Origin of the sequence: Pantoea sp. AG702, assembly GCF_003182295.1 — a bacterium.
In the GTDB taxonomy this organism is placed as follows: Bacteria; Pseudomonadota; Gammaproteobacteria; order Enterobacterales; family Enterobacteriaceae; genus Pantoea; species Pantoea ananatis.
In genome coordinates this window covers 196,069-215,165 of record NZ_QGTU01000004.1, presented here as the reverse complement: position 1 = coordinate 215,165, position 19,097 = coordinate 196,069, and the positions used below count along the sequence as shown (strand labels likewise).

The 19,097-nt window shown below is 56.4% G+C and carries 20 protein-coding genes and 1 other annotated feature; of the genes, 7 read left to right on the top strand and 13 right to left on the bottom strand.

What is annotated here, in order from left to right; genetic code table 11:
* Positions 1 to 62: 62 nt before the first annotated feature.
* From hisIE to hisL, 9 genes are all read right to left on the bottom strand, one after another.
* Positions 63 to 674: a bifunctional phosphoribosyl-AMP cyclohydrolase/phosphoribosyl-ATP diphosphatase HisIE gene (gene hisIE, locus DFO57_RS13325; protein ID WP_013026354.1), complete on the bottom strand. Its 612-nt coding sequence runs from the start codon at positions 672 to 674 to the stop codon at positions 63 to 65.
* Positions 668 to 1,444 (bottom strand): imidazole glycerol phosphate synthase subunit HisF, encoded by a 777-nt coding sequence (hisF, locus tag DFO57_RS13320; protein WP_110015413.1) that lies wholly within the window; start codon positions 1,442 to 1,444, stop codon positions 668 to 670. The genes hisIE and hisF overlap by 7 nt, the downstream gene beginning before the upstream one ends.
* The gene (hisA, locus tag DFO57_RS13315) at positions 1,426 to 2,163 is read right to left on the bottom strand and encodes a 1-(5-phosphoribosyl)-5-[(5-phosphoribosylamino)methylideneamino]imidazole-4-carboxamide isomerase (RefSeq protein ID WP_014594060.1); all 738 of its coding nucleotides are present in this window, start codon (positions 2,161 to 2,163) and stop codon (positions 1,426 to 1,428) included. Before hisA ends, hisF begins: the two co-directional genes overlap by 19 nt.
* A complete protein-coding gene (gene hisH / locus DFO57_RS13310) occupies positions 2,163 to 2,753 on the bottom strand; it encodes an imidazole glycerol phosphate synthase subunit HisH (RefSeq protein WP_013026351.1) in 591 nt (196 codons plus the stop codon). Before hisH ends, hisA begins: the two co-directional genes overlap by 1 nt.
* Entirely contained in the window at positions 2,753 to 3,820 is a 1,068-nt protein-coding gene (gene hisB, locus DFO57_RS13305; RefSeq protein WP_014594058.1) for a bifunctional histidinol-phosphatase/imidazoleglycerol-phosphate dehydratase HisB, read from the bottom strand. The genes hisH and hisB overlap by 1 nt, the downstream gene beginning before the upstream one ends.
* A gap of 2 nt (positions 3,821 to 3,822) precedes the next feature.
* Positions 3,823 to 4,893 (bottom strand): histidinol-phosphate transaminase, encoded by a 1,071-nt coding sequence (gene hisC / locus DFO57_RS13300; protein WP_013026348.1) that lies wholly within the window; start codon positions 4,891 to 4,893, stop codon positions 3,823 to 3,825.
* Positions 4,890 to 6,197, bottom strand: a complete 1,308-nt coding sequence (gene hisD / locus DFO57_RS13295) for a histidinol dehydrogenase (RefSeq protein WP_110015412.1) — start codon at positions 6,195 to 6,197, stop codon at positions 4,890 to 4,892. The genes hisC and hisD overlap by 4 nt, the downstream gene beginning before the upstream one ends.
* Positions 6,198 to 6,200: 3 nt before the next feature.
* Positions 6,201 to 7,100: an ATP phosphoribosyltransferase gene (gene hisG / locus DFO57_RS13290; RefSeq protein ID WP_013026346.1), complete on the bottom strand. Its 900-nt coding sequence runs from the start codon at positions 7,098 to 7,100 to the stop codon at positions 6,201 to 6,203.
* A gap of 52 nt (positions 7,101 to 7,152) precedes the next feature.
* Positions 7,153 to 7,273, bottom strand: a sequence feature (His leader region).
* Positions 7,249 to 7,296, bottom strand: coding sequence for a his operon leader peptide (gene hisL, locus DFO57_RS13285; RefSeq protein ID WP_100396937.1), 48 nt, complete (start codon positions 7,294 to 7,296; stop codon positions 7,249 to 7,251). (Overlaps the previous feature by 25 nt.)
* 179 nt (positions 7,297 to 7,475) lie before the next feature.
* On the opposite strand from hisL, the gene DFO57_RS13280 reads away from it, so the two are divergent.
* On the top strand, positions 7,476 to 8,303 hold the full coding sequence (locus DFO57_RS13280) for an SDR family oxidoreductase (RefSeq protein ID WP_110015411.1): 828 nt from the start codon (positions 7,476 to 7,478) through the stop codon (positions 8,301 to 8,303).
* 33 nt (positions 8,304 to 8,336) lie between these two features.
* Here the strand turns inward: DFO57_RS13280 and DFO57_RS13275 are convergent, their stop codons facing one another.
* From DFO57_RS13275 to puuD, 3 genes are read right to left on the bottom strand one after another with little or no spacing between them, the layout of a single operon-like run.
* Positions 8,337 to 9,614, bottom strand: a complete 1,278-nt coding sequence (locus DFO57_RS13275; RefSeq protein WP_013026344.1) for an FAD-binding oxidoreductase — start codon at positions 9,612 to 9,614, stop codon at positions 8,337 to 8,339.
* A gap of 27 nt (positions 9,615 to 9,641) precedes the next feature.
* A complete protein-coding gene (puuR, locus tag DFO57_RS13270) occupies positions 9,642 to 10,199 on the bottom strand; it encodes an HTH-type transcriptional regulator PuuR (RefSeq protein WP_110015410.1) in 558 nt (185 codons plus the stop codon).
* Positions 10,196 to 10,957, bottom strand: coding sequence for a gamma-glutamyl-gamma-aminobutyrate hydrolase (gene puuD, locus DFO57_RS13265; RefSeq protein ID WP_013026342.1), 762 nt, complete (start codon positions 10,955 to 10,957; stop codon positions 10,196 to 10,198). The genes puuR and puuD overlap by 4 nt, the downstream gene beginning before the upstream one ends.
* Positions 10,958 to 11,166: 209 nt before the next feature.
* Here puuD and DFO57_RS13260 point away from each other — a divergent pair, with 209 nt between their 5' ends.
* Positions 11,167 to 12,585, top strand: coding sequence for a glutamine synthetase family protein (locus DFO57_RS13260; RefSeq protein ID WP_181134497.1), 1,419 nt, complete (start codon positions 11,167 to 11,169; stop codon positions 12,583 to 12,585).
* 372 nt (positions 12,586 to 12,957) lie between these two features.
* Complete coding sequence (locus DFO57_RS13255) at positions 12,958 to 14,316, top strand: APC family permease (protein ID WP_013026340.1); 1,359 nt, start codon at positions 12,958 to 12,960, stop codon at positions 14,314 to 14,316.
* A gap of 50 nt (positions 14,317 to 14,366) precedes the next feature.
* On the opposite strand, the gene ygbI is transcribed toward DFO57_RS13255, so the two are convergent.
* Complete coding sequence (gene ygbI, locus DFO57_RS13250) at positions 14,367 to 15,137, bottom strand: DNA-binding transcriptional repressor YgbI (RefSeq protein ID WP_110015409.1); 771 nt, start codon at positions 15,135 to 15,137, stop codon at positions 14,367 to 14,369.
* 264 nt (positions 15,138 to 15,401) lie between these two features.
* Here ygbI and ltnD point away from each other — a divergent pair, with 264 nt between their 5' ends.
* The 4 genes from ltnD to DFO57_RS13230 are packed head-to-tail and all read left to right on the top strand — an operon-like array spanning position 15,402 to position 18,973.
* Entirely contained in the window at positions 15,402 to 16,307 is a 906-nt protein-coding gene (gene ltnD, locus DFO57_RS13245; protein WP_013026338.1) for an L-threonate dehydrogenase, read from the top strand.
* Positions 16,307 to 17,569 (top strand): 3-oxo-tetronate kinase, encoded by a 1,263-nt coding sequence (gene otnK, locus DFO57_RS13240; RefSeq protein ID WP_013026337.1) that lies wholly within the window; start codon positions 16,307 to 16,309, stop codon positions 17,567 to 17,569. Before ltnD ends, otnK begins: the two co-directional genes overlap by 1 nt.
* The gene (locus tag DFO57_RS13235; protein WP_014605475.1) at positions 17,562 to 18,188 is read left to right on the top strand and encodes an aldolase; all 627 of its coding nucleotides are present in this window, start codon (positions 17,562 to 17,564) and stop codon (positions 18,186 to 18,188) included. Before otnK ends, DFO57_RS13235 begins: the two co-directional genes overlap by 8 nt.
* Complete coding sequence (locus DFO57_RS13230; RefSeq protein WP_110015408.1) at positions 18,188 to 18,973, top strand: HPr family phosphocarrier protein; 786 nt, start codon at positions 18,188 to 18,190, stop codon at positions 18,971 to 18,973. The genes DFO57_RS13235 and DFO57_RS13230 overlap by 1 nt, the downstream gene beginning before the upstream one ends.
* The last annotated feature ends 124 nt before the right edge of the window (positions 18,974 to 19,097 follow it).

Below are 19,097 nucleotides of genomic sequence, written 5' to 3'. Positions count from 1 at the left end.
TTTGAGAAGGATACTGCTCAGAATCCGCATAAAAGTGGAATTCTGAGCAGTATATTGCACCGTTATTTATGACGGGCGCGCAGATTACTGATGATCGTGCTGAGATCTAAATCCTGGTCCTGTAGCAAAACCAGCAGATGATAGATCAGATCCGAGGCTTCGTTAGTCAGCTCTTCGCGATCGTTCACCGTCGCCGCCAGTGCGGTTTCAACGCCTTCTTCACCGACTTTCTGCGCGATGCGCTTGGTGCCGCTGGCATAGAGTTTCGCGGTGTAAGAGCTGTCCGGATCGGCACTTTTGCGCGAGGCCAGCAGTTGTTCCAACTGATAAAGGAACGTCCAGTCCGGTGCAGCAGGCGAGAAGCAGCTGGAGGTGCCTAAGTGGCAGGTTGGGCCAATCGGGTTCGCCAGCACCAGCAACGTGTCGTTGTCGCAGTCCGGCGTGATGCTGACGACCTGCAAAAAGTGGCCTGAGGTTTCACCCTTGGTCCACAAGCGGTTTTTGGTGCGTGAGAAAAACGTCACGTTACCGTCCTGCAGGGTTTTATTCAGCGCATCCTGATTCATATAACCGTGCATCAGAACTTCACCCGACACGTTGTGCTGGACGATAACCGGCATCATGCCTTGGGTCTTTTCCCAGTCTAACCGGGACAGCTGTTGTTCAGTTAACACGCGCGAATCTCCACACCGTTGTCGATCAGAAAGCGTTTCAGCTCGCCGATATTAATAATCTGTTTGTGAAACACCGAAGCCGCAAGGGCACCGTCAACGTTGGCCTGCTCAAAGGCCTCAAGGAAGTGGGCCATGGTACCGGCTCCGCCAGAAGCAATCAGCGGCACCTTGCACACGTCACGGACTTTCTTGAGCTGCACCAGGTCATAGCCGTTGCGTACGCCGTCCTGATTCATCATATTCAGGACAATTTCGCCTGCGCCCAGCTTTTGCACTTCCTGTACCCAGTCCAGCGTTTCCCATTGGGTGACGCGCGTCCGGGATTCATCGCCCGTATACTGGTTAACGTGATATTTACCGCTGGCATCATCGAACCAGGTATCAATGCCCACCACAATGCACTGCACGCCAAAGCGGTCAGCCAGGCGGGTAATCAACGAAGGATCGGCCAGAGCAGGGGAGTTAATGGAGATTTTATCCGCGCCAAACTCCAGAATCCGGGCCGCATCTTCCGGGGTTTTAATGCCGCCGGCCACACAGAAAGGAATGTCGATAACCTCCGCCACGCGTGAAACCCAGCTTTTGTCTACAACGCGGTCGTCCGATGAGGCGGTGATATCATAAAACACCAGTTCATCGGCACCTTCTCCCGCATAGCGCTGCGCCAGCGGCACGATGTCGCCAATAATTTCATGGTTGCGAAACTGAACGCCCTTAACCACCTGACCGTCGCGTACATCAAGACAGGGAATTATCCGTTTTGCCAGCATGCTATTGCCTCCGAAACTGTAAATTTGCCTTCCAGCAGCGCACGTCCGACAATCACGCCCTGAACGCCGCTACCGCGTAAGGCGGCAATATCACTGAGTTCACCAATACCGCCCGAAGACTGAAACGCGATCTGCGGAAAACGTGCGGTCACTTCTTTATACAGGTCGACGTTAGAACCGCTGAGCGTACCGTCACGGGAAATATCTGTGCACAGAACATGCTTCAGGCCAACGGGCTGAAACTGTTCGATGACCTCTTCCAGCGTGATACCGGACGCTTCCTGCCAGCCGCTGATGGCGACCTCTTTGCGGTTCGCCGCATCGATGCGCACGTCCAGCGCCAGCACGATGGCGTCCGGGCCAAATTCGTTAAACCAGGCTTTGACTTCCTCAGGCTGTTTGACGGCAGTCGAACCGACCACCACCCGGCTGGCACCGGCATCCAGCAACGCTTTTACGTCATCCCGGTTACGGATACCGCCGCCAACCTGCACGACCGCCTCAACGCCGTTGAGCAGCTTCTTCAGTAAGGCAATCTGGCGTTTAGCCGGATCTTTGGCACCGGTCAGATCAACAAGGTGCAATACCGTTGCCCCCTGGCCGGCGTAGTCCTGCAACCGGGGCAGCGGATCGCTGCCGTAATCACGCTGTTGCGCATAATCACCCTGATGGAGGCGCACGACCTTGCCATCGATTAAATCTAAAGCGGGGATAATCATCACATCTCCAGGAAGTTTTTCAGCAACTGTGCGCCCACTTTGCCAGAGCGTTCCGGGTGGAACTGCACGCCAAAGAAGTTATCTTTCTGCACTGCGGCGGTAAAGGCCTGGCCATAGTGGCACTGGGCAATGGTGCTGGCATTCACCGGCATGGCATAGCTGTGGACGAAATAGAAATAGCTGCCTTCGTCGATGCCGCGAAACAGATGATTGCCCGCCTGAGCGGTAATCTGGTTCCAGCCCATGTGGGGAAGCGGTAATCCCTGTGTATCCATCAGCGAGACAGGATGGTCGATAATGCCCAGCGTCGGCACGCCACCGTTCTCTTCACTGTGGCTGCCCAGCAGTTGCATACCCAGACAAATACCCAATACCGGTTGCGTACAGGCCTTGACCAGCTCAATCAGCTCGCGCTCCAGCAGCTGGTTCATCGCGGCCTGCGCGGTTCCCACGCCCGGCAAAAACAGCTTATCGGCGCGCAGCACCACGTCAGGATGACGGCTGACTTCCGGCGCGTAGCCCAGACGCTCAACAGCCCATTTTACCGACGACAGGTTGGCACAGCCCGTATCCAGGATCACCACGTTCATCAGAGCACTCCTTTCGAGCTCGGCAGGGTATTTCCCTCAACGCGAATGGCCTGGCGCAGCGTGCGGCCAAAGGCTTTGAACAAGCTCTCTACGCGGTGATGGTCGTTTTTACCTTTCGTCTTGAGATGCAGGGTACTCATCATGGCGTAGGACAGCGAACTGAAGAAATGTTCCACCATCTCCGTGCTGAGATCGCCCACGCGCTGGTAGCTGAATTCGGCTTTGAATTCGATATGTGGACGACCAGAGATATCCAGCGCGCAGCGCGCCAGGCACTCGTCCATTGGCAGCACAAAACCAAAACGGCCAATGCCGCGCTTGTCGCCCAGGGCTTTCAGCAATGCCTCGCCCAGCGCCAGACCGGTATCTTCAACCGTGTGGTGGTCGTCGATATACAGATCGCCTTTCACTTCGATATTCATGCGAAAGCCGCCGTGCACCGCAATCTGATCCAGCATGTGGTCAAAGAAGCCCACACCGGTGTTAATCTTGCTGCCGCCTTCGCGATCCAGCCACAGTTCAACGCGAACCTGGGTTTCTTTGGTGTTGCGCTGCACCAGTGCGTAACGATCGCGTTGCGTCAGCTGCTGCTGAATGGCCTTCCAGTCCTGACCTTCTGCACCATAGCGAATACCCTGAATGCCCATATTCTCGGCCAGCTGAATATCGGTCTGACGGTCGCCAATCACATAGCTCTGAGCCGTGTCGAGAGCGCCCTCTGCCAGCCAGGCTTCCACCATTTTGGTTTTTGGCTTGCGGCAGTCGCAGTCATCTTCTGGCTTATGGGGACAGATCAAAATATCGCTAAAGCGAATGCCCTGGGAAGCCAGAATCTGCATCATCAGATTATGCGGGCCATCAAAATCGGCCTGAGGAAAACTGTCCGTGCCCAGGCCGTCCTGATTGGTGATCATGACCAGCTGATAGCCCGCGTCCTGTAATGCCAGTAAGGCGGGGACAACATCAGGTTCGAACGCCAGCTTATCCATCCGATCTACCTGAAAATCCTGCGGAGGTTCAGAGATAATCGTGCCGTCGCGGTCAATAAAAAGGGTCTTCTGACTCATGCTTACTCCAGAGATAAGGCTTGCAGCGCGGCGATCAGGCGCTCGCACTCTGTTCGGGTTCCTACAGAGATACGCAGACAGCCTGCAAGGCCGGGGTTCTTGTTTTGGTCACGCAAAATAATGCCCTGATCCCACAAGGTTTTAAATACCCTGGGCGAGTCAGTAAAGCGCACCAAAATATAGTTGGTTTCGCTGGGAAATACCTGCTCGACCGCGCGAATCCGCGGTAACTGTTCAAACAGCCAGCTGCGATTGGCATTCAGCTCGGCTACGTGCTGACGCATCAGGGCAATGCCTTCTTCGCTCAGTGCCTGGCCTGCCACGTCGGCGACCGGGGTGGCAAGCGGATAGGGCGCAATAACTTTCATCAGCAGATCGATAACCGTCTTATTGGCCAGCGTAAAGCCACAGCGCAGGCCCGCTAGCGCGAAGGCTTTTGATAACGTACGCAGGATCACCAGGTGCGGGTAATCCTTTAACCAGCCCGCCAGCGTCGCCTCGGGACAGAATTCAATATAGGCTTCATCCGCCACCACCAGGGCTTTTCCGGCGGTCATAGCCAGCAGCTGACGGATAGCGTCCTGGTCGATCAGATTACCGGTGGGATTATTCGGGCTGCACATATAAACGACTTTCACGCCGTCCAGCTGTTCGGCGATGGCGGGCAGGTTTAACTGCCAGTCTTCCCGCGCCGGAACGGTACGGTATTCAATGCCGATGGTTTCGGCACTGACGCTGTACATGCCGTAGGTCGGCGGGCAGAAAAGAATGGCATCTTTGCCCGGCTCGCAGAAGGCACGCATCAGCAGCTCAATGCCTTCATCTGCGCCACGGCTGACCAGTACCTGCTCTGGCGTAAGCCCGGCATAGGCCGCATAGCGGGTGATAACCTGTTTCGGCTGGCACTCCGGGTAGCGATTCAGGGTTTGCTGCGACAGCTCGAAGGGCACCGGCAGCGGGAATTCGTTGGCATTCAGCCAGACATCGCCATTGCCCCCCAGGCGGCGAGCTGACTGATAGGGCGTCAGCGCACGCACGTTGGCGCGTGCCAGCTGTTCAATTTCCTGACTCATGCTTGCTCCTTGAGTGCGGCAACGCGCAACGTGACGGCATTTTTGTGGGCGTGCAGCTGTTCAGCGGCCGCCAGGGTTTCGATGGTCGCCGCCAGGTTCAGGAAGCCCTGCGGCGTCAGCTCCTGTACCGTCATGCGTTTCTGAAAGTCGGCCAGGCCCAGGCTGGAGCATGTCGCGGTGTAGCCATAGGTCGGCAGCACGTGGTTGGTGCCCGAAGCATAATCTCCTGCGGATTCCGGTGACCAGTCGCCCAGGAAAACCGAACCGGCGCTGGTAATCTGTTCCACCAGATCCCGTGGCGTGCGGGTTTGCAGAATCAGGTGCTCCGGACCATAGCGGTTGGAGATCGCAATGCATTGCTGCATATCCCGGGCGACGATCAGGCGGCTGCTTTCCAGTGCCTGGCGGGCTGTCGCCGCACGTGGCAACTGGGCCAGCTGATCCTCCACCGCCTCGGCGACGCGCTCGGCCAGCGCCAGCGAAGGCGTCAGTAAAATCACCTGCGAGTCAGGGCCGTGTTCCGCCTGCGACAGCAGATCAGAGGCAACGAAGGCCGGTGTGGCACCTTCATCGGCAATCACCAGCACTTCCGACGGGCCAGCGGGCATATCAATCGCCGCGCCATCAAGGCACTGGCTGACCTGACGTTTGGCTTCGGTAACCCACGCGTTGCCCGGACCAAAAATTTTATCTACCTTAGGGATGCTTTCGGTGCCAAAGGCCAGGGCGGCAATCGCCTGTGATCCACCCACCTGGAACACTTCTTCCACACCGCAAAGTTTGGCCGCGTAGAGAATTTCATCAGCAATCGGCGGGGGCGAGCACAGTACCACGCGACCACAGCCCGCAATCCGCGCCGGGGTAGCCAGCATTAGAACGGTAGAAAACAGCGGGGCAGAACCGCCCGGAATATACAAGCCCACCGATTTCATCGGGCGCGTAATTTGCTGACAGCGCACGCCGGGCTGCGTTTCCACATCCACCGGCGGCAGGATCTGCGCACGGTGAAAGGTTTCAATATTGCCAATGGCCACGGCCATCGCCTGTTTCAGCTCGTCACCAAGGCGATCGCTGGCCGCCTGCATCTGCTGTGGCGTAACGCGCAGGTCGTCTGTTTCAATCTTGTCAAAGCGCGCGCTGAATTCTCGTAAAGCCGCATCGCCTTCCTCTTTCACTCTGACCAACACATCGCGCACGATCTGGCTGATGCTCTCAGACGAGGCGAGCGCAGGGCGTGCCAACAGCGCCTGCTGCGCCTCGCTGCTGCAGGCTTCCCAGTTCACGGGCGTCATGATTCTGCTCATCGTTTACTCCAGCATTTTTTCGATTGGCAACACCAGAATTGAACTGGCACCCAGCGCTTTGAGTTTTTCCATGGTTTCCCAGAACAGCGTTTCACTGCTTACCATGTGCATCGCCACGCGGCTGACATCGCCCGCCAGCGGCAGAACGGTAGGGCGCTCGGCGCCAGGCAACAGGCTGATCACGTCTTCCAGACGCTCACTCGGCGCGTGCAGCATGATGTATTTGGATTCGCGCGCTTTAATCACGCCCTGAATACGGGTCATCATTTTATCAATCAGCTCCTGCTTGGCCGCTGGCATCTCGCCGTCGCGCTGAATCAGCACGGCTTTCGAGCGATAGATGACTTCGACTTCGCGCAGGCCGTTCGCTTCCAGCGTCGCGCCGGTGGACACCAGATCACAGATGGCGTCGGCCAGACCGGCACGCGGGGCCACTTCGACCGAGCCGTTTAATAAACAGGATTTAAAATTGATGCCTTGCTTGTCGAGGTACTGCTTTAACAGGTGAGGATAGGAGGTGGCGATACGGGCGTTATTCAGGCACTGTGGGCCGGTATATTCGTCATCAACCGGCATTGCCAGCGACAGGCGGCAGCCGCCAAAATCCAGGCGACGTAGCGTGAAGTAACGCGGGTCTTCGCCCTGCGCGCGGCGGTCCAGCATCTCTTCTTCCAGCACGTTCTCGCCGATAATGCCCAGATCCACTACGCCGTCCATCACCAGTCCCGGAATATCGTCATCGCGCACCCGCAGGATATCAATAGGCATATTTTCCGCAAAGGCGATCAGACGCTGTTGCTGAAGATTAATTTTGATACCACAGCGCGCCAGGAGCTCGCGTGAATCATCGCTTAATCGACCTGATTTCTGCATAGCTATGCGTAAACGGCTATTGTCTAACATTGTTCCTGTCCCCTTGATTGACCTGTCCTGAATGATTGATTTGCGTCAGCCCATAAAAAAACCCCCGGAAGACGATCTTCCGGGGGTTCTCTTGCGTTCGCACCACTGGAAGATCCTAGACGTCTTCCAGCACACATCGCCTGAAAGACTAGTCAGGGTGATGGTGGTGATGATGGTTGAACTGAACGCGTGTCATAAAATTCTCGATTAATGAAATCTTATTCATTTGTGTGGAATTAACCTAACGAAGATAGTTGAAATTGGCAACTCTTTTTTAATGTTGATATTCGCAAAGCGCCGAAACACTTTGAACTGGTTTGCAACTCAGGGGGAGCTTAAGATGGAAGAATCTTTGAGTCTGCAGCAGGAGACAACATGAAAAAGGTCGCAATAGTAGGACTGGGTTGGCTGGGCATGCCGTTAGCCATGGCGTTGAGCGCCCGAGGCTGGCAGGTGACCGGCAGCAAAACCACGCCGGATGGCGTTGAAGCGGCCCGTCGCTGCGGGTTAGACGCGTTTCAACTGGAACTGACGCCCGACCTTATCTGCGATGCTGAAGATCTGGATGTGCTGTTCGACGTTGACGCCCTGGTCGTTACCTTACCCGCCAGTCGCACGGCAGAGGGCGGGGACGCCTACGTCCAGGGGGTACAAAACGTGGTAGACACGGCGTTGGCCCATAGCGTACCGCGCATTATTTTCACCAGCTCAACCTCCGTGTACGGCGGCAGTTCGGGGATCAAAACGGAAAAAAGCCTGCTGCAGCCGGAAACTACAGCGGGCAAAACGCTGGTGGATCTGGAAAACTGGCTGCACGATCTGCCCGGTACCAGCGTGGATGTTCTGCGTCTGGCGGGGCTGGTGGGGCCTAAGCGTCATCCGGGACGTTTTTTGGCCGGTAAGCAGGCGCTACCCAACGGTTCCCACGGGGTCAATCTGGTTCACCTTGATGATGTGGTGGAAGCGATCATGCTGCTGCTGCAAACGCCCAGGGGCGGCCGGACCTTTAACCTGTGCTCTCTGAAACATCCGTCCCGCGCGCACTTTTATCCCGGCGTGTCACGCCAGCTCGGCATGACGCCGCCGACTTTCGCCGCCGAGGCGAGTGACGACAGCGGTAAGCTGATAGACGGTTCGCGTATCTGTCATGAGCTGGGTTTTGAGTACCGCTACGACGATCCCCAAAAAATGCCGCTGGAATAACGCTGGCGCTGCCCTGCACGCGCAACCCGGTATTTACACGCCGAGCCTGTCGCGCAGCGCATACCATGCGGCGCCCATCGCCGTCAGTGGCACTTTAAACCGCCGTCCGCCAGGGAAGGGCAGATGCGGAAGCTTCGCAAAGGCGTCGAAGCGCTCCGCATCGCCGCGCAGCACTTCGCTGATAAGCTTGCCGGAAAGGTGAGTACAGGTGACGCCGTGACCGCTGTCGCCCTGCATAAAATAAACGTTGTTTTCCAGCCGACCAAACTGCGGCATGCGCGACAGCGTCAGCAAAAAATTGCCGCTCCAGGCGAAATCAATTTTTACGTTGTGCAACTGCGGAAAGGTGCGCAGCATCTTGGGACGGATCATTTTCTCCACGTCGCCAGGTTCCCGCGCGCCGTAAACGACGCCGCCGCCGTATAGCAGGCGGTTATCTGCGGTCAGGCGGAAATAATCCAGCAGATAGTTACAGTCCTCGACCGAATAGTTATTGGGTAACAGCGCAAGCGCCCGATCGCGCGACAGCGGTTCGGTCGCGATAATCTGCGAGCCGCACGGCATGCTTTTCCGGCTCAGGCGTGGTTCCAGCTCCGAAGGTAAATAGGCGTTACCCGCGAAGATCAGAAAAGTGGCACGCACTTCACCTTGTGCTGTTTTCACCCGGTTTGGCGCACCATAGTCAACGCTTAACGCAGCAGAATGCTCATAAATGCGTCCGCCGTGACGACGAATCGCTTCGGCTTCGCCCAGCGCCAGATTCAGTGGATGCAGATGCGCACCACGTTTGTCGAGTAATCCGCCGACATAGCGTTCTGTCGCGACTTCCCGCCGAATGCCCCGTTCGTCCAGCAGTTCCAGCTCATGATTGCCATAGCGCGCCCAGGCAGCTTTTTGTTTCGCCAGATGCGCCATCTGACGAGAATTAAAGGCGGCAAAAATGCCACCCGGGCGGTAGTCGCAGGCGATCGCATAACGATCGATACGATCGCGGATAATATCCCCGCCTTCAAACATCATGCTGCCCAGCATTTTCGCGGTGTCTTTGCCATAACGCTGTTCAATCACATCTACATCCCGGCTGTAGGAGTTCACTGCCTGTCCGCCGTTGCGACCGCTGGCACCAAAACCGACCCGTGCGGCTTCAAGCAGTACCACATCATAGCCCGCCTCGGTTAAAAACAAACCGGCTGACAGGCCAGTAAAGCCCGCGCCGATAATGCAGACGTCACACTGAATGCTTTCCTGTAATACTGGCCAGGGCGCATGTGGATTCATTGTTGCGGTGTAGTAATTTTCCACATAATTCATATTTAGCTCCTTGGCAGACGGCCCCCATCAAAAATTGGCGGGCGTATGGGCACTGACGATGCGGCAGGGCACATCGGCAAAGTTGGTAAAGCTGTGCGGCAGGCCCGTATCAATGACGTAACTCTCACCGGCAGACAGGTGAAATTGCTGGCCGTTTATCTCCAGAACGATCTGACCTTCCAGCAGCGTACCGGTTTCTTCGCCCGCGTGGTGCAGTTTTTCCCCGGTACTGGCACCGGGAAGATAGGTCTCCAGCAGCATGCCCAGGGCGCGCTTTGGGGTGCCGTTATCAATCAGCTTCAGTGAAACGCCCCGGCTGCCGATCTCCAGCAGATCCTCGGGCCGGACAACCACGTTGGGCGCATCCTGGCTGTGAGGTTCGGAGAAAAATTCCGACAGTGACAGACCATAAACTTTCAACAGTTTTTGTAGCGTGCTGACCGCCGGGCTGACCTTGTCCTGCTCAATGGTGCTGATGGCACTGTGCGTCAGGCCAGCCAGTTCAGCGACGCGCCGTTGAGATAATCCCATCGCCTGGCGAATTTGCGACAGCCGACGTCCGGGAGCCTGATTCGCATCATTCATTGCTGCTTTTCCCGTTGATAATGACGCGCGGCCTGAATAAAGCCGTTAAACAGCGCAAAGGACGGCGTTGCGGGTTTCAACTGCCACTCGGGATGCCACTGTACTGCCAACGCAAAAGGATGCCGGCTGAGGCTGACCGCCTCAATCAGGCCATCTGGCGCCCGGGCTTCAATGCGCAGCTGTGGCCCGGTTTCGCGTATCCCCTGATGATGAACGGAATTCACGATTAACGGCGCCGGGCCGAGCAGCGCGGCCAGTAGCCCTCCGGGTTCAATATTCACATCATGGGCAGGTGCGTACTGTTGCGACAGCGGGGCAGCGTCATCGTCGTGATGGCGCTGAAACTGTGGATGCTGATTAAGATGACGGTAAAGTGCGCCGCCGTTGGCTACCACCAGCTCCTGCATGCCGCGGCAGATGCCAAAGAGCGGGAGTTGCTTACCCACGGCGTGTGTGATCAGATTAAAGGCCAGCCTGTCCCGTCCGACATCCGCGTCGGGTTCTTCGCCTGCTTCACCATACAGCCAGGGTTCAAGGTTGCTGGGGCTGCCGGTCAGTAAAATTCCGTCCAGCGCAGCCATAGCGTTTTCTGATAGATGAGGGGCAGCCATAAGCTGATGAGGCAGCGCAAGCGGCACGCCACCGGCGGTAACGACGGCATCAAGATATTTATTGTGCACCGACTGAACCGGATGCCCGTGATGATGCGTCTGACACATCACTACGCCGATCAACGGCTTGTCAAAAATAATGCCCATCTTTCCCCCTCAACAGCTGTTCGAAATATTTGACGAAAAGGGCATATCTGATGGTTAAGTGTGCAATATTTTGTCAATCTAGCAACCCACTGCCGGATCTTCAAACAGATTTGTTACATTTGCACACTTTTTGTGTTAGCGCTATGTTAGAGGTGTGGCGGTTTTTTTGAGCATTACGCACTCCCATTTTGTGGTTAAAGGCGGATGAAATCATGACTAACCTGGTAGAAGTAGAAGACTTCACGTTGCACAGTGAAGAGAGACGAACCAGCGCGTTCCAGCAAGAGGTTAAAAACTGGCTGGAGCGCCACCCTGAAACCCAGTACGTTGATATTTTACTTAATGATTTAAATGGTGTTTTTCGCGGTAAGCGTATTCCCGTCTCCGCGCTGGCTAAGCTGGAAAAGGGCTGCTACTTTCCCGCCTCGGTCTTTGCCATGGATATTCTTGGCAACACCGTTGAAGAGGCCGGACTGGGACAATCCCTCGGTGAGCCCGATAATCTTTGCCTTCCTGTTCCCGGCACGCTCGTTCCCTCCGCCGCCGATCCGCAACACATTGCACAACTGCTGCTAACCATGTGCAACCAAGATGGCACTCCCTTTGACGTTGAACCCCGAAATGTCCTGAACCGGCTGTGGCAACAGCTGCGTAACCGTGGACTGTTTCCGGTGGTAGCGGTAGAGCTGGAGTTCTATCTGGTCGATAAAAAGCGCGACGCGGAAGGTTTTATTCAGCCGCCCTGCGCACCGGGCAGCGACGATCGCAATATGCAGAGCCAGGTCTATTCCCTGGACAATCTTGATCACTTCTCTGAAGTCTTACGGGATATCGATACCCTGGCCCGCCTGCAGGGCATTCCTGCCGACGGCGCGCTGGCGGAAGCGTCACCGGGGCAGTTTGAAATTAACCTGCATCACACCCGGGATGTCCTGAGCGCCTGCGATCATGCCATTCAGCTTAAGCGCCTTATCCGGCAGGTGGCTGAGAATCACGGTATGACCGCTACCTTTATGGCGAAGCCCTATGAAGACTATGCGGGCAGTGGGATGCACGTACACATCAGTATGCTGGACGCGGCCGATCACAACGCCTTTGCCTGCGACGACGGCAGCGACTCTCCGCTGCTGAAGCGAACCCTGGCCGGTATGATCGATTTAATGCCGGCCTCCATGGCGTTGCTAGCCCCTAACGTCAATGCCTTCCGCCGTTTTGTCCCGGAGGCGTACGTGCCGTTGCAGGCCTCGTGGGGCCATAACAACCGCACGGTGGCGTTGCGCATTCCCTGTGGGGATCTTGAAAGCCGCCGAATCGAGTATCGAGTGGCGGGAGCGGATGCTAACCCCTATCTGGTGATGTCCGCGATTTTAGCTGGCATGTTGCACGGTCTGGATACGCAACTGCCTTTGCCGCAGCCGGTTAAAGGCAATGGTCACGAGGCGGAAGGGTTAGCGTTACCCATCCGTCAAAGTGATGCCCTTACCGAGTTTGAAAGCAGCTATCCTTTACAAAAATTACTGGGTGAGAAATTTGCCAAAGTGTGGTTTAGCTGTAAAAATTATGAGCTAATGCAGTTTGAAAGGTTAATCACTGCCACAGAAATCGACTGGATGTTAAAGAATGCCTGATTAATTTTTTGCATTCTCTGCGACAACGTCTTGAAATAATGCGTTGGGTTGGGGCAAAATACGCCTCCTGCAAATTCAGAACATAACCGACGCTCACCGCGTCGGTTATTTTTTTGCATGTTACAACAGAGTGAATTTTCACTGACACAAACGAGGCCGGGCGCGTACCCGGATAGATAAACACTGAAAACACGCACCCGCGTGAGATTGAGGATGTAAAGATGGGGTTGTTTAACACACTGCCAGCGCAGGCTGGTACACGTTTTCGTGATGACTACGGCGCCGCTGCCGCAAACCTTACTCCCTGTCGCTTAATGCGCAGTATCCTTGTGAATCAACCCAGTCAGGTTGCTGCGCAAGGAGGACTGAAGCATGTCGCTTAATACCTCTGCTGCACCACAACGTGCCCAACTGAAAAAAACGCTGACTTTACTTCCGGTCGTCATGATGGGCTTAGCCTACATGCAGCCTATGACCCTGTTCGATACCTTTGGTATTGTGTCGGGCCTGACCGATGGTCACGTTGCCACCGCCTATGCTTTCGCCCTGATTGCGATTCTGTTCACTGCCGTGAGTTACGGTAAGCTGGTACGCCGCTTCCCATCTGCGGGCTCCGCTTATACCTACGCTCAAAAGGCAATCAGTCCGCACGTCGGTTTTATGGTGGGCTGGTCATCGCTGCTGGACTACCTGTTCATGCCGATGATCAACATCCTGCTGGCAAAAAACTATTTTGAAACCCTGGTACCAGGTATCCCCTCGTGGATTTTCGTGGTGCTGCTGGTGGGCTTTATGACGCTCTCCAACCTTAAGGGAATCAAAACCGTCGCCAACTTCAACAGCGTGATCGTGATCCTGCAGGTTGTGGTGATGGTCGGTATTACTGCCATGGTGATCTACGGTGTGGCGCACGGTGAAGGTGCAGGAACAGTGGTAAGCAGCAAACCGTTCTGGTCGGAAAACGCCCACGTGGTGCCGATGATTACGGGAGCGACCATCCTGTGTTTCTCTTTCCTGGGTTTTGACGGCATCAGTTCGCTGTCGGAAGAAACGAAAGATGCAGAACGTACCATTCCGCGTGCGATTTTCCTGACCGCGCTGATTGGTGGCCTGATGTTTATCGTGGCCTCCTACTTCCTGCAGCTGTACTTCCCAGACATCTCGCGCTTTAAAGAGCCGGACTCCTCACAGCCGGAGATCATGCTCTACGTCGCGGGCAAAGCGTTGCAGGTCGGTATCCTGATCTTCTCCGTGGTCACCGTACTGGCTTCCGGCATGGCGGCGCACGCGGGCGTATCGCGTCTGATGTACGTAATGGGCCGTGATGGCGTATTCCCGGAGCGTTTCTTCGGCTATATCCATCCGAAATGGCGCACGCCGTCACTGAACGTGATTCTGGTCGGTGCCGTCGCGCTGATGGCCATCAACTTCGATCTGGTTACCGCGACTGCGCTGATTAACTTTGGTGCGCTGGTGGCGTTTACCTTCGTTAACCTGTCGGTGATTGCGCAGTACTGGGTACGTGAAAAACGTAACAAAACCCTGAAAGATCACTTCCAGTATCTGGTTCTGCCGATGCTGGGCGCGCTGACCGTTGGTGCGCTGTGGGTTAACCTGGAGCAGAGCTCGATGGTTCTGGGCTTGATCTGGGCCGCCATTGGTATTCTCTACCTGGCCTTTGTGACCCGCAGTTTCCGCAATCCGGTTCCCCAGTTTAGCGAAGAAGTGTAATCCCCCTGGTCCTGCTCTGTGCCCAATAACGGGACAGAGCAGGGCTGTTCTTATTCGTTTTTTCCGGCCATCATCAGTTCCCAACTTCCTGCCTGTAACGCATTTCGTGCTGCGGTATTCAATTGATCATCCGTCACGATCACATCAAACTTCTCCAATGGTAAGGCCAGCCACGTCGCGATTTTATCGTACTTAGAGCTGTCGCTGAGCAGGATGCGTTTGCTGCTGACCTCGCACACGGCCTGTTTAACCGCCACCTTGTCTTCATCCGGTGTAAACAATCCGCGCAGCCCCCAGCTTGAGGTGGACACAAAAGCGATATCTATCGCAAGTTGACGCAGGTGGCGTGCCGCCGCATCGCCAATGCAGGAGCGGTTATCCCGGCACACCGTACCGCCGGTGTGAATCACCCGACAACGACTCGCCTCCATCAGCAGATTGGTCACCATAAAATCATTAGTGACGACCAGCAGATCCTCCCGATCGGCAATTTCCCGCGCCAGCGCCAGCGTGGTGGTGCCGGCATCCAGATAGATGCAGCTGTCAGGCGGAATAAGCTGAGCGGCTAACTTGCCAATGGCTTTTTTTTCTTCATTGAACAGGGCCGTTTTGGTCAGATGTGAGGGCTCGCTCGCCAGCCTGTTAGCGGAACGAACACCGCCCGACACCGAGAGTACCGCGCCCTGTTCTTCCAGCTTTTGCACATCCCGGCGAATGGTCATATGTGACACGCCAAAACGCTCCGTAAGCTCGTTAATGCTCATTACGCCGCGCTCTGCCACCAGAGCCAGAATCTGTTGATGACGCTCAACCGGAATCATAACCACCTCGTTTTATCATTTTTTCACATTGTAGAGCATCGTCATGTGAAGAAACATGGAAATTTTGACTCTATTTTTCCTGAAAAACCGCGCATTCACTGCCCGGGTGGGGGAATAGCAAGCGGTGAGTGATGTGAAAAAATGTTTTACAGTGGCCTCTTTGAGTTAATTTATGTGAATAAGGACACGTTTTTGCGCGTCGTTTATTGGCACTATTAACAACAGAAATCAAAAATTCACTTAAATTAACAATGGAGGCCAGCGATGCCAGTTTCACATATTTGTGTCATAGGCTTAGGCTCAATGGGAATGGGCGCCGCGCAGTCCTGCATTCGTGCCGGGCTGTCAACCTGGGGCGTGGATCTGAATCCGCAGGCGCTGGATGCGCTGCGTCAGGCGGGCGCGCGCGATGCTCAGACGTCGGCGCATGCCTTTGCCAGCCAGCTTGATGCTGTGCTGCTGCTCGTGGTGAATGCCAAACAGGTTAACACGATCCTGTTTGGCGAGCAGGGGCTGGCCGCCAGGCTGAAGCCAGGCACGGCGGTAATGGTTTCTTCCACCTTGTCCGCGCAGGATGCACAGCAGATCGCCGCAAAACTGGCGGACTATCACCTCCTGATGCTGGATGCACCGGTATCCGGCGGGGCGGCCAAAGCCGCCAGCGGCGAGATGACCGTGATGGCGTCCGGCAGCGACGAGGCGTTTGCTGCCCTGCAACCGGTACTGGATGCGGTGGCCGCGAAGGTTTATCGCGTCGGCACGGAAATCGGTCAGGGATCGACGGTCAAGATTATTCATCAGCTGCTGGCTGGCGTGCACATTGCCGTCGGGGCCGAAGCCATGGCGCTGGCCGCCCGCGCCGGGATCCCGCTGGAGACGATGTATGAGGTGGTGACCAATGCGGCCGGCAACTCGTGGATGTTCGAAAACCGTATGCGCCATGTCGTCGATGGCGACTACCGACCGACATCCGCGGTAGATATCTTTGTCAAAGATCTCAACCTGGTCGCCGAGACGGCGAAAGCCCTGCATTTCCCGCTGCCGCTGGCCTCCACCGCACTGAATATGTTCACCGAGGCCAGCAATGCCGGTTATGGCCGTGAGGATGACAGTGCGGTCATTAAAATCTTCAGCGGCATTACGCTGCCTCAACGCGAGGGGGAAATCTGATGCGGTTAGGGGTCATTGCCGACGATTTTACCGGCGCAACCGACATTGCCAGCTTTCTGGTACAGAACGGGCTTTCTACCCTTCAGTTTAACGGCATCCCGAAACAGGCCGCTGTGCCGGATGCACAGGCCATTGTGGTCAGCCTGAAATCGCGATCCTGCCCGCCCGCGCAGGCCGTCAGCCAGTCGCTTGACGCGCTGCGCTGGCTGCAGGCGCAAGGTTGTGAGCGCTTTTATTTTAAATACTGCTCCACGTTCGACAGCACCTCCGCGGGCAATATCGGTCCGGTGACGGATGCGCTCATGGCCGCACTGGATGAGACGCTGACGGTGATCTGCCCGGCGTTGCCGGTGAACGGGCGCACCGTTTATCAGGGTTATCTGTTTGTGGGTGAACAGCTGCTGTCGGATTCCGGCATGCGCCATCATCCGGTCACGCCAATGACCGACAGTAACCTGCTACGGCTGATGGAGAGCCAGAGCACGGGAAAAGCCGGGCTCATCTCTGCGACCACGATAGAGCAGGGTGCAGGCGCGATATCACGGCAACTTGAGCAGCTGCGTGCTCAGGGGGTGAATTACGCGGTGCTTGATACGCTTACTGAGCAACATCTGCTGAACCAGGGCGAAGCACTCACCTCGATGCGGCTGGTCACGGGCGGCTCCGGGCTGGCGATTGGCCTGGCGCGCCAGTGGTCAACGACCCACCGCGATGACCCGCAAGCACAGCGCGCGGGTTACCCACAGGGCCAACGGGCGGTAGTGCTCTCGGGCTCCTGCTCACAAATGACCAACCGCCAGGTCAATGCCTATCGCCAGCAGGCATCCGCCCAGGAGATCAGCGTGTCGCGCTGCCTCAGCGACGAAAAGTACGCCGAGGCGTTATGCGACTGGGTCGCAGAGCATGCTGATGAGCCCCTCGCACCCATGCTCTATGCCACCGCGGATGCGCAACAGCTGCAGTCGATTCAACAGCACTATGGCGCACAGCGCAGCAGTGAGGCGGTGGAGCAGCTGTTTGCCCAGATAGCTCGCACGCTGAAGTCCCGGGGCTGGCAGCGCTTTATCGTCGCAGGCGGCGAAACCTCTGGCGTGGTCGCCCAAAGCCTGGGCGTGACTGCATTCCATATTGGTCCGGTGATTTCGCCCGGCGTGCCCTGGGTGAGAGATATCGGGCAGCCGTTGTCACTCGCGCTGAAGTCAGGCAATTTTGGTGATGAACAGTTTTTCCGCCGCGCACAAACGGAGTTTTCCCATGACTGAACAACAGGCCCGTGAAGAGATGGTCAGGCTGGGCGCATCTTTCTTCCAGCGCGGTTATGCCACCGGATCGGCCGGTAATCTGTCGCTGCTGCTGGACGATGGCACTCTGCTGGCGACGCCCACCGGCTCCTGCCTGGGCGAACTGGATGCCCAGCGCCTGTCTAAAGTGACGCTACAGGGGGAGTGGATAGCCGGGGATAAACCCTCAAAAGAGATCGCCTTTCACCGGGCGCTCTACCTGAATAACCCCGACTGCCGGGCGGTGGTTCACCTGCACAGTCACTACCTGACCGCGCTCTCATGCCTGCAAAATCTGGACAGCCAGAACTGCATCCGCCCGTTTACGCCCTACGTGGTAATGCGGGTGGGCGATGTGCCGGTGGTGCCCTACTATAAACCCGGCGACGCGCGACTGGCGGAAGATCTGGCTCTTCTGGCGCCGCGCTACCGTGCTTTCCTGCTGGCGAACCATGGTCCGGTGGTGGTGGGCAAATCCCTGCAGGAAGCCGCGGACAATACCGAAGAGTTGGAAGAAACCGCACGCCTGATGTTTACCCTGGGCGACCGGGCCATTCGCTATCTTACCGCCGACGAAGTCGCCGAACTCAGGAGCCGATAATGCCAACGTTTGCAGCTAACCTGTCCACCCAGTTCAATGAGGTGCCTTTCCTGCAGCGCTTTGCCGCCGCTGCACAGGCGGGCTTTGACGCGGTTGAATTTCTGTTTCCTTACGACTATCCGGCTGAGCAACTGAAAACGCTGCTCGATGACAACGGGCTTAAACTGGTGCTGTTCAATACCGCACCGGGCAACGTGGCTGCAGGGGAATGGGGGGTTTCAGCCATTCCCGGCCGGGAAGCGGACGCAAGAGCCGATATCGACAGGGCACTGGACTACGCGCTGGCGCTGGATTGCCCACAGGTGCACATCATGGCGGCAACCGTCCCTTCCGGTGCCGATCGCCAGCAGTATGTTGAGACGTTCATCGGTAATATGCGTTATGCAGCAGAACGCTTCGCCCCACACAACATCCGGTTGTTAATCGAAGCGTTAAATCCCACCACTAAACCCCATTATCTCTATGCCAGCCAGTATCAGACGCTGGAGATGGTTGAGCTCATCGATCGTCCCAACGTCTTTACCCAACTGGATCTGTTCCATGCCCAGATGGTGGACGGCAATCTCAGCCACCTCATTCGCCACTACGCCGGGCGTTATCAGCATGTGCAAATCGCCGCCGCGCCCAGTCGTCATGAACCTGACGAGGGCGAGATCAACTATCCCTGGCTGTTCAGCCTGCTTGATGAGGTGGGTTACGAGGGCTGGATCGGCTGCGAATATTTTCCGCGCGGGGACACCGTGGAAGGGCTGAGCTGGCTGGCGCCCTGGGCGAAACACCGCTGAGTTAAGGTTAAAAAATCACACCGGTGCTGCGGCAGCGGTGCAGTTCTGGTCGTCTTTAAAACGGACCAGCACCAGGTAGAGCTGTAGCCAAAAAACGCTAAAAAAGATAACTATTCCAGAGGTT